Source organism: Paenibacillus sp. LC231, from assembly GCF_001860525.1.
Lineage (GTDB): Bacteria > Bacillota > Bacilli > Paenibacillales > Paenibacillaceae > Paenibacillus_AQ.
Window position 1 is genome coordinate 154,570 of the sequence record NZ_JFOM01000013.1, and the last position, 7,332, is coordinate 161,901.

Consider the following 7,332-nt stretch of genomic DNA (forward strand, 5'->3'; position numbering starts at 1 on the left):
CCTTAGTCTGAAATTGGGGCAAGCAGCGGGTAGGTTCCTTCCTTATCGTGAACTTCCGCGCCGGTAAGCGGCGGATTGAATACGCAGACCATCCGCATCTGCGAACGAGCTCTCAAATAATGCTTCTCGTGACCGTCCAGCGCATACATCATGCCTGGGGAAATAGGGTACGTTTCCCCCCCGACAATCTCGATTTCCCCCTCGCCTTCGATGCAGTACACGGCTTCGACGTGGTTTTTGTACCAGATCAGCGTCTCCGTTCCCGCCTTGATGAGGGTATCATTGAGAGAGAAGCCCATGCCGTCTTTTGTAAGCAGAAGCCTTCTCGAGTTCCATGTCGTTGTATCGATGTCATCCTTGGTATCCACGATCTCTTCCAAATGTTTAACAATCATGACAACCTCTCCTCTGCTGCTAATTGTTTGATACTGTTCTCAAATATCCCCAATCCCTCTGCCAATGTGTTCATTTCAATCGTAAGCGGCGGCATTAGCTTTGCCACTTCGCTGTACGGACCGGACGTTTCCATAATCAGTCCATGCTCGAAGGCCATCTCGGACAGCCTGCCTGCGAGCTCCGGCTTATCAAAAGCAACCCCCTGAATCATGCCTCTGCCGCGGATTTCGCCGCCGAGCTGAGGATAATCCTTCACAACGCCTTCCAATGATTGGCGAATCCGATTTTCCCTGATGCCGATATCAAGCTGAAAATCTTTCGTTTTCCAATAATTCAGCGCTTCGGCTGCTGCAACGAATCCGAGATTATTGCCCCGGAAGGTACCGTTATGCTCCCCCGGCTCCCATATATCAATCTCCGGTTTGATCAGCGTAATCGCCATCGGCAAGCCAAAGCCGCCAATCGATTTCGAGAGGCATATGATATCCGGCTCAATGCCGGCATCATCAAAACTAAAGAACGGACCGGTTCGGCCGCAGCCCATCTGGATATCATCCAAAATCAGCAGCATTCCCTTATCCTTGCAGATGCGTGCAAGCTTCTGCAGCCATTCCTGGCTGGCGGCGTTCAATCCGCCTTCCCCCTGCACCGCCTCGACGATCACTGCGGCCGGCAGCGGAATTCCGCTTCCCGGATCATCCAGAAGTTTCTCCATATATGCCATCGTATCCACGTCGTCACCAAAGTAACCGTCATACGGCATAAACACGGAATGACTTAGATCCACGCCGGCACCCTGGCGCTTGAAGGAGTTGCCGGTTACCGCCAGTGATCCGAGCGACATGCCATGAAAGGCGTTCGTGAAGCACAGAACGGTGCTGCGCCCTGTCACTTTACGGGCGATTTTGAGCGCGGCCTCTACGGCATTCGTTCCGGTCGGACCGGGAAACATCACTTTGTGATCCCACCCGCGCGGCTTCAGGATGACCTCCTGAAATCGGGTCAGAAACGTTTCCTTCGCACCCGTAGCCATATCCAGGCTATGCGTGACGCCATCCTTCAGGATGTAGTCGACTACCTTCTCGCGAATCTTCTCATTGTTATGTCCGTAATTCAAAGCCCCGGCTCCCGCAAAAAAATCAATGTATTCATTACCCTGCGTATCCCACAGCTTCGCATTTCGGGCCTTGTCAAAAACCGTCTGAAAGCTCCGGCAATAACTTCTTACTTCCGATTCCAGCTTGTTAAACACAGTAAGCTTCGGTTTCTCCATGACTTGGTTGTCCATAGTTCCCTCCATTTGTTTAAATGTCATTGAAAAAGGGGCCAATCACGAATAACGGCTCATCTTCATGGGACGTTCCATCGGGGAACATCTCTGCTCCATAACCTACGGTTACGGTGCTGGGAATGGATTTCTCCTCGGCATAACCGAGAAACAAACGACGGGACGCCATGTTACTCGGCGATACCGTAGCTTCAATGTAACGGACGCCATGGCATGCCTTCTGATTCATCAGATTTGTCAGCATTGCCTTTGCAACGCCTTGCCTCCGATGCGAATTAGCAACGGCCACTTGCCATACGAACAGCGTCTCCGGATTGCGAGGAGAACGGAAGGCGGAAATAAAACCGATGATATCTCCTTCATGCTCGGCAATCATGCAGGTATCATGGAAGTAATCTCCAAGCAGCATGTAGCAATAGGGGGAGTTCAGATCAAGCGATCCGGTGTCGCGTATAAGCTCCCACACCCGGGTACCATCCCGGGCTTTCGGTCTTCGGTAAACAATTTCGGTATCGGTATCCACAGCCATTCTATACAATCACCTCTTTCCAGAACTAATTTCCGTTGGAACGGAATCGCTGCAGGAAGCTCTGCAGCCGCTCGCTCTGGGGATTATCGAATATCTCCTCCGGCGTGCCCTGCTCAACGATCCTTCCCTCGGCTCCGAAGATGACGCGGTCCGCGATTTCCTTCGCAAAATCCATCTCATGCGTAATCAGCATCATGGCCATTTCGCCTTCCTCCGCGATTTCCCGGATGACCTCCAGCACTTCGCCGACCAGCTCGGGATCCAGCGCCGAGGTCACCTCGTCAAACACCATAACCTTTGGCCGCATGACCAGCGCTCTGGCGATGGCAACCCGCTGCTTCTGGCCCCCGGACAGATTGGACGGGTACATCTTCAATTTGTCGGCCAAACCGACCTTACTGAGCATGGAGACGGCCCGCTCCTCCGCCTCCTCCTTGGATAAACCCAGCACTTTGCGTGGGGCCTCCGTCACATTGCGAAGCACGTTCATGTGCGGGAACAGATTGAAATGCTGGAAGACCATGCCGACATTGCAGCGCATCCGGTGCAAATGCTTTTCATTGGCCCGAACCAGCTTGCCCTTCTCTTCCATATGCCAGAGCAGCTCACCATCAACCTCGATGGTTCCCTCGGTCGGTTCTTCCAGCGTCATCAGCATCCGGCCCATCGTTGTTTTGCCTGATCCGCTCGGACCGATCACAGCCACCTTTTCTCCAGGCTGCATCTCCAGATCAATGCCTTTAAGCACCTGTAGATCACCAAACGACTTGGTCACGCCGGTATATTTCACAATCGGCTTTGTACCCGTAGCGATATCGGGATTTCCCTCCTGCTGCGGCACCTTCGACGCTTCCGCTTGCTCATCGATCACAACGGCATTCAATTGATTCCCTCCTTTTATTTTCCACGCTGCAGATTCATGCGTTTTTCCAGCCTTTGCACAAGCAATGAGGCGATATAACTGATGATCAGGAACAGAATCCCGACCATCGTATACGGTTCAAATGCACGAAACGACTGCGACACGATATTTTTGGCGGTCAGCATCATCTCCACAAGCGTTATGGCGCATAGAATCGGCGTCTCTTTAAACATAACAATCAAATAATTACCCAGTACCGGAATGATCGGCGGCACCGCTTGCGGCAGGATAATACTTCGCCAGGTTTGGGCTTTCGTGTAATTCAGTGCTGTGGCAGCCTCCCATTGTCCCTTCGGCACTCCCTCGATTCCGGATCGGTACACCTCGGACAGATATGTGCTGTAATGCAGCCCGAGACCGATCACCCCGGCATAGAAGGCCGGAATGGAAATTCCGGTAAGAAGCGGCAGACTGTAATACAGGAAGAAGACCTGCACCAGCAGCGGTGTATTGCGAATAAATTCGATCATTCCCTTGGTTATTAATGACAGCACCTTAAATCGGCTCCGCGCTGCAAAAGCAAGCAGCAAGCCGATGACCAATGCCACCGCGAAAGCGCAGATCGTCACCCATACCGTCATTTTTAATGCACTCAAGAGCTGGGGCAGGATATCCCATACATAGTTCCAATCCCACATGACTATAACCTCCCCGCTGTCCATTTACGCTCCAGCAGTCGAACTGCCAGCGAAACAAGCGTAGCAATGACAAAATACATGAGGAGCAGCAGCACCAGAATCTCGGTCGTCCAGGAGATGTAATTATTGCGGAGCACCATCGCCTGATACGTTAAATCCGCCATCGTGATGAAATAAACCAGTGAGGTGGATTTGATGAGCTCCACAAGCTGATTCCCGAAGGGGGGAAGCATTCGCAGGGACGCTTGAGGCAATATGACATTCCACAGTCTTTGCCAAGGCTTCAGATTAAGCGCTACAGCGGCTTCCCATTGTCCTTTCGGAACGGCCAACACGGCGCTGCGAACGATTTCCGAGCCGTATGCGCCGAAGTTCAGCCCGATCGCGAGGATCGCAGCCAGCATTTTCGGAAGCTCGAGGCCGATGAACGGAAGGGCGAAATACAACCAGAACAGCTGCACCAGCAAGGAGGTCCCCCGAAAGACTTCCACGTACACGGCTGTCAATGTGCGAATGAACCACAGCTTCGACAGTCGGCATAACCCGGCTGCAAAGGACATCACGACCGCAAGAATGGCTGAAAAGAAAGCAACTACAATCGTGATCTCTGCCCCTTTCAGCAGCGTAGGGAGAAAATCAATCCACGAATTCGGCATGCTACTCCCCGCAAAGGGCAGCGGCCGTCATCTCGCCCGGGAGCTCTTCTTCTGTGAACCCGAACTTCTGCAAAATTTCCAGCAGCTCGCCCGACTCCTTCATTTTTTGAAGCTCCGCATTATAAGCCTCCTGGAACTCGGTATCCGCTTGGCGGAAAGCCGTAGCTCCATAACCGCGAACGCTTTCGCCGTCGATGACCGGCTGTTCGAAATCAGCCACGCGTTCGATGCTGTCGTCGCTGGCCGAATCCAGCATCGCCTGCAGGGACGGCCCCGTCATGGTAATTGCATGCACCCGGTCTGCCTGAAGGGCGCTAATGGCCGAGGCCTGATCGGGGACCTGCACAATCCGGTCCGCAGGAATGCCGGACTTTTCCATATAGCCGATTTCGACCGCACCGGTCATAACGGCAACCTTCGCTTGATCATGATTGGCAATATCCTCATAACTTCCGAGTCCCAGCGGATTCCCTTGCTTCACCGCAATGGCTTCCCCGATGCTGTACTCCGGATTAGCAAACAATACGGCAGAGCAGCGATCCGGATTAATGAACATGCCTGCGGTAATTAGATCAAACCGCTCGGCCTGCAGTCCGGCAACCAGCGATCCGAATTCCGTAAGCTCTCCCCTCATTTCCTTGATGCCAAGCCGCTCCAGAATAACCCTCGCAATTTCAACCGCTTCTCCTGTCAGCTCCCCGTTGGCCTCTTTATAAGCATAAGGCTTCTCATTCGCAAATCCCACGGTGATATACCCCTGCTCAATGGCTTGCTCCAATGTACTCCCTTTGTCACCGCAAGCCGCAAGCGACACCCCCATAATCAATGACAACATCAGTACAACCACTCTTTTCAAAACTTTCCACAACCTTTCATTATGACTTTGGTATGCTTAAAAATGGCATGTTGAAATTACTCATGTTAACACATATGTTAACTAGGATTTAACCTATTCAGATACCTTGCATGGGCCGAACCTTCAGGGAAGATGATTCATCCATCTCCTTCCACGCTTAAACCCAATGCCATCTGATCGATTTAATTGCTTTTGGTTAAACATTTGCAGGCCTTGCCCCTCCTCTTTAGCAGAATACAAAAAGACCACCAAACAGGGGATTTAGACATAGCTCCGCCAGCAGGGGGTCAAAAAATAGAGAAAAGGCCCCTAAAGAGAATTAAGGGCCTTTGTTATGAACATCCATTATGTATGCAAGACCCATCCACTGCTGACGAGGTTAGCTGACGGACTCGGGTAAGATGGTACCCTACACTCGTGATTCCAAGTGACTCGCCCCTGGTGAAACTGGTTCCCCCGCTTTCCGGAAAATGTATGCCGGAAACTAAGCGTGTGTCCATGATAAAGGGAACTTCAGGAAAAGTCAAACCCCTTTAACCGCTTTTTCTGGAAATTCAGAGGCGGAAATGCCGTTCTTCCAGGGCCTATGACAAGCATGAAAAATGCCTCATTCAAGCCTCTTCCCCAACGATACAGGAATTTTATCCCAGCCTCATTTTTCGCTATATAGCAGGCATTTGACATGCCTCCCTTACTCATTCATGTGGTGGATCGTTTATGCCATGAATTACATTCGGATTGTGAAAGCTTTCCCCACACATTTACGGCGCAAATTTTTTTTTGAAACGCTGCGTTACAGAGCCTATGAATATCGTAGGGAGATCCGAAATTCATCCTATAGTTTTGCTATTCGTCAATAGATGAATGCCTCCGGGGCTAGCGTACATTCTGGAGATTATAGGTGTTTATCTATCATTTATGCGCTATTAACCCATGCCGTACCGAGAGTATTTGCGTAGTATAGAACAAATCTAAAGGAGGTGCTTCATTTGGAACGTTCTTCTAGAAAGAGAAAATTGTGTGCTCTTAAAAAAATAGAGAAAAAAGTCATTCATGCGAAGAAAAAGCATTGCCCGTCTCATGGTCATGGTGATCATAAAGGCCATGGCGGTGGCATGAAAAAGCGTCGATGCCCAAGAGCTATCCGTGGACCTGTAGGTCCTCAGGGTCCGATCGGACCGGTTGGACCGGTCGGACCTATCGGGCCTGTGGGACCTGCCGGACCGACAACCGGTATTGCAGGACCTGCTGGACCTGCTGGACCAGTCGGGCCTGTGGGACCTGTCGGACCTGCGGGACCTACTGGAGCTACTGGAGCTACTGGGGCAACAGGGGCTACAGGAGCAGCCGCAGGAGGAGCCATCATCCCATTCGCATCCGGCATACCGCTTGCTCTGACCACCGTTTTAGGCGGATTAGTTGGATCCGTTGGTCTCGTAGGATTTGGTAACTCGGCCAATACGTTTACGCTGGCTGGCGGTACGATTGACCTCACTGGAGCTGCTGGAACTCTGCTTAACATGGCGTTTAACACGCCACGAGCCGGTACCATCACTGGCATCTCCGCTACCTTTAGCACTACTGTGGCGCTTTCCCTGCTGGGAACTACGGTTACAATTACAGCACAACTGTACAGTGCGCCAGCTACAAGCAACATTTTCGCACCGATACCAGGCGCTCTTGTTACGCTGGCTCCGCCTCTTACGGGCGTTCTCGCTCTCGGTACGGTAAGCAATGGCTTCGTAGAAGGCCTGGCTATTCCGGTGCCGGCCAATACACGCCTGTTAATGGTATTCTCGGCAACCGCAGCTGGCGCAACACTTGTCACTGCAGTGGCAGGTTACGGCAGCGCTGGTGTCAGCATTATATAAGTTTCGTTTTCCACCTGCAAAAAAAGCCCCGATTTTCATATCGGGGCTTTCAGGCTGTCGAGAAAGTCTCGACAGCTATTTTTTGTACATTTAATTCAACACGACACCGCGTTAATATTATATAATATTAGTAAATAAACCGTTCGGAAGGGTGTTAAACATGTTGCTTACTGACC

General features: G+C 51.5%; 8 protein-coding genes and 1 riboswitch. Of the genes, 1 reads left to right on the top strand and 7 read right to left on the bottom strand.

All coding sequences use genetic code 11. From position 1 onward, the window contains the following. Positions 1 to 2 precede the first annotated feature (2 nt). Genes AK95_RS09415 through ehuB form a run of 7 tightly spaced genes read right to left on the bottom strand, consistent with a single transcriptional unit; the run spans position 3 to position 5,264 of the window. A complete protein-coding gene (locus tag AK95_RS09415) occupies positions 3 to 395 on the bottom strand; it encodes an ectoine synthase (protein WP_071219714.1) in 393 nt (130 codons plus the stop codon). Further along, on the bottom strand, positions 392 to 1,684 hold the full coding sequence (gene ectB, locus AK95_RS09420; RefSeq protein ID WP_071219715.1) for a diaminobutyrate--2-oxoglutarate transaminase: 1,293 nt from the start codon (positions 1,682 to 1,684) through the stop codon (positions 392 to 394). Before ectB ends, AK95_RS09415 begins: the two co-directional genes overlap by 4 nt. A gap of 16 nt (positions 1,685 to 1,700) precedes the next feature. Then, positions 1,701 to 2,213, bottom strand: coding sequence for a diaminobutyrate acetyltransferase (gene ectA / locus AK95_RS09425; protein WP_071219716.1), 513 nt, complete (start codon positions 2,211 to 2,213; stop codon positions 1,701 to 1,703). Between the two features lie 25 nt (positions 2,214 to 2,238). Next, the gene (ehuA, locus tag AK95_RS09430) at positions 2,239 to 3,096 is read right to left on the bottom strand and encodes an ectoine/hydroxyectoine ABC transporter ATP-binding protein EhuA (protein WP_083397572.1); all 858 of its coding nucleotides are present in this window, start codon (positions 3,094 to 3,096) and stop codon (positions 2,239 to 2,241) included. Between the two features lie 14 nt (positions 3,097 to 3,110). Further along, the gene (ehuD, locus tag AK95_RS09435) at positions 3,111 to 3,773 is read right to left on the bottom strand and encodes an ectoine/hydroxyectoine ABC transporter permease subunit EhuD (RefSeq protein WP_071219717.1); all 663 of its coding nucleotides are present in this window, start codon (positions 3,771 to 3,773) and stop codon (positions 3,111 to 3,113) included. Between the two features lie 2 nt (positions 3,774 to 3,775). Continuing rightward, entirely contained in the window at positions 3,776 to 4,429 is a 654-nt protein-coding gene (ehuC, locus tag AK95_RS09440; RefSeq protein WP_071219718.1) for an ectoine/hydroxyectoine ABC transporter permease subunit EhuC, read from the bottom strand. A 1-nt stretch (position 4,430) separates the two neighbouring features. Beyond that, complete coding sequence (ehuB, locus tag AK95_RS09445; protein WP_071219719.1) at positions 4,431 to 5,264, bottom strand: ectoine/hydroxyectoine ABC transporter substrate-binding protein EhuB; 834 nt, start codon at positions 5,262 to 5,264, stop codon at positions 4,431 to 4,433. 376 nt (positions 5,265 to 5,640) lie between these two features. Further along, a riboswitch (cyclic di-AMP (ydaO/yuaA leader) is annotated at positions 5,641 to 5,786 on the bottom strand. A 488-nt stretch (positions 5,787 to 6,274) separates the two neighbouring features. Here ehuB and AK95_RS09450 point away from each other — a divergent pair. Further along, positions 6,275 to 7,156 (top strand): exosporium glycoprotein BclB-related protein, encoded by an 882-nt coding sequence (locus AK95_RS09450; RefSeq protein ID WP_275528119.1) that lies wholly within the window; start codon positions 6,275 to 6,277, stop codon positions 7,154 to 7,156. The last annotated feature ends 176 nt before the right edge of the window (positions 7,157 to 7,332 follow it).

Bases quoted from the DNA above. Each gene is read 5' to 3' on its own strand.
- AK95_RS09415 (WP_071219714.1), bottom strand. From the start codon at position 395: ATGATTGTTAAACATTTGGAAGAGATCGTGGATACCAAGGATGACATC.
- ectB (WP_071219715.1), bottom strand. From the start codon at position 1,684: ATGGACAACCAAGTCATGGAGAAACCGAAGCTTACTGTGTTTAACAAG.
- ectA (WP_071219716.1), bottom strand. From the start codon at position 2,213: ATGGCTGTGGATACCGATACCGAAATTGTTTACCGAAGACCGAAAGCC.
- ehuD (WP_071219717.1), bottom strand. From the start codon at position 3,773: ATGTGGGATTGGAACTATGTATGGGATATCCTGCCCCAGCTCTTGAGT.
- ehuC (WP_071219718.1), bottom strand. From the start codon at position 4,429: ATGCCGAATTCGTGGATTGATTTTCTCCCTACGCTGCTGAAAGGGGCA.
- ehuB (WP_071219719.1), bottom strand. From the start codon at position 5,264: ATGTTGTCATTGATTATGGGGGTGTCGCTTGCGGCTTGCGGTGACAAA.